Below are 2016 nucleotides of genomic sequence, written 5' to 3' on the forward strand. Positions count from 1 at the left end.
AGGAGGTGCACCTGGGCCTGGCCGACCCCACCACCCCGACATTCAAAACCAAGGAAATCCTGCCAACTACTTGACGCGGGACATGCTCAATGAGTTTTCTCGCCATCGGCGTGTTCTACCGGGTTCGTGTGCTGTGTCAGGCAGGACGTCACCGCTGTATTGCGGCCTTTGACGACGAGCTTCCGGCCCAGTTGGCGAGGGTTTAACTCTCCTTCTGCGCATCCATCTACTCGCTGTTTAGCACCGTGCCGCCGCCTCCGGACGTGAGCATGTCTCCTCTATTGCCGTCAGAACAGTAATCCCTTCGAGGGATTTGGGTTACTCACTGTCTACGTCTTTGTACCCATCGTCATCGTCGAGGTCGACCACTGCTTCCTGCTCAGCGACGTCGCCGTCGTCGGCCTCGCGAATCATGCTAGAACCAGGAACCGATTCGATGGCTTCATCATTGACGCCCACGGGCTCTCGAGCGTCAATGAGCTGTTCGCTCCAGTCCGGCTCGGGAACTTCGACACCGGGCTGCGCTTCATTCGTCATCATTGCATCGTCCTCGATTCGTACCGAAGCGAGGTGTTCTCATCCTGGAGATCGAGAATGATTCCGATGCTAGCGAGATTCGCGCCAACGTCAACCAATTCGCGCACACGCCGCAGACGAGCAATATCCGCGCGACTGAACCGTCGCGTCCCGCCCTCACTTCGTGTAGGCGTCACGAGCCCACGAGCCTCGTACTGCCGCAACGACTGGACACCAACACCAGTCAACTCCGCAACAGCCGAGATTGAGAACAAGCGCCCACCAGACGCTGAACTCGCCATCTCCCCTTCTCCCAAAATTCCCCCCGAAAGCGTGTTGACATTCGCGTTCTGATCCACTAAACAATATGTCCATCAGATGATGTAGATCATATCATCTGCGCGAATCCACTATCCAGCAAAGGAGGTTTCACCAATGATCATGATGCGCACTGACCCATTCCGAGAAGTCGAACGCCTGAGCAGAGAAATCTTCGGAGCCACCGGCACAACGACCCGCCCCGTGATGATGCCCATGGACGCCTGGCGCGACGGCGATACTTTCCGCGTCGAACTCGACCTGCCAGGAATCAACCCTGACAACATCGACCTCGACGTCGAGAACAACGTCGTCACCGTCAAAGCTGAACGACCCGCCCCCGACCACGGGGAGTCTTCAGTCGCGGCAGAGCGGCCCCGCGGGACCTTCAGCCGTCAGCTCGTCCTCGGCGACAACCTCGATACAAGCAGCATTACAGCGAACTATGACGCCGGAGTGCTTACTCTCAGTATTCCCGTCGCGGAGTCAGCGAAGCCCCGTAAGATCGCTATCAATTCAGGCTCTGCTGAACCGGCAGCCATCAGCGCCTAACGACAACTGGTGGTGTGTTGTCATGCAGACGTGTGCACCAGACGACCAGCTGGGTATCGATGCTGCGTTCTGGGTGATCGTTTTCAACGACCGCGAATTGCGGGACCTCGACACGATTCACCACTCAGGTGGTGAACCGCGGGTCATGAATCATTGCGGGTGCCGGGTCTTCGGGCACTCCGAACCATGGCTGCTGTTCCGGTCCCCCGGCCTCTCAGCAACTCAGGTTGTTGCCCACCGAGTCCTCGCTTGTCAGCGTTCTCCTCCCCGGTTCAAAGGCGCTGACATCACCGACGAGAGGAGGTGAGACGATTCCGCACCCAGGTTGATCTATGCAGCCGTGTGGTCGCGCCCGCAAGTCTCCTTACCAGCGTGCTCGACGCATGATGCGCGGCAGTGACGCCACAATGACGATGAAATGATGCGGGCCCGCCCACGGCTTCCCCTTCTGGCCCCGGGTTATTCCCCCGGGGTCAGATCATGTTCGGTTGAGATGAGAAACGAGGAAACCTTGTTCATTAGCTTCTTGGAGAAACTGTTGATTGTCTGAATCGCCCCGGGTCTGGTGGAGGCTCTGATCCCACGGGAGGATGAGGAGCATGGCAGCACCGAGGAAGTACCCCGATGAGC

General features: G+C 58.3%; 3 protein-coding genes. 1 reads left to right on the forward strand and 2 read right to left on the reverse strand.

Annotated elements, in window-relative coordinates:
- Nucleotides 1-318: 318 nt before the first annotated feature.
- Nucleotides 319-540: a hypothetical protein gene (locus tag ABD883_RS11995; RefSeq protein WP_345032374.1), complete on the reverse strand. Its 222-nt coding sequence runs from the start codon at nt 538-540 to the stop codon at nt 319-321.
- Nucleotides 537-818 (reverse strand): MerR family transcriptional regulator, encoded by a 282-nt coding sequence (locus tag ABD883_RS12000; RefSeq protein WP_345032376.1) that lies wholly within the window; start codon nt 816-818, stop codon nt 537-539. Before ABD883_RS12000 ends, ABD883_RS11995 begins: the two co-directional genes overlap by 4 nt.
- A gap of 136 nt (nt 819-954) precedes the next feature.
- Between ABD883_RS12000 and ABD883_RS12005 the strand changes: the two genes are divergently transcribed.
- On the forward strand, nt 955-1386 hold the full coding sequence (locus ABD883_RS12005; protein ID WP_345032378.1) for an Hsp20/alpha crystallin family protein: 432 nt from the start codon (nt 955-957) through the stop codon (nt 1384-1386).
- The last annotated feature ends 630 nt before the right edge of the window (nt 1387-2016 follow it).

Origin of the sequence: Brevibacterium pityocampae (genome assembly GCF_039541555.1) — a bacterium.
Classification (GTDB): Bacteria; Actinomycetota; Actinomycetes; order Actinomycetales; family Brevibacteriaceae; genus Brevibacterium; species Brevibacterium pityocampae.

Coding starts and splice junctions, on each gene's coding strand:
- ABD883_RS12000 (WP_345032376.1), bottom strand. CDS start 818: ATGGCGAGTTCAGCGTCTGGTGGGCGCTTGTTCTCAATCTCGGCTGTT.
- ABD883_RS11995 (WP_345032374.1), bottom strand. CDS start 540: ATGATGACGAATGAAGCGCAGCCCGGTGTCGAAGTTCCCGAGCCGGAC.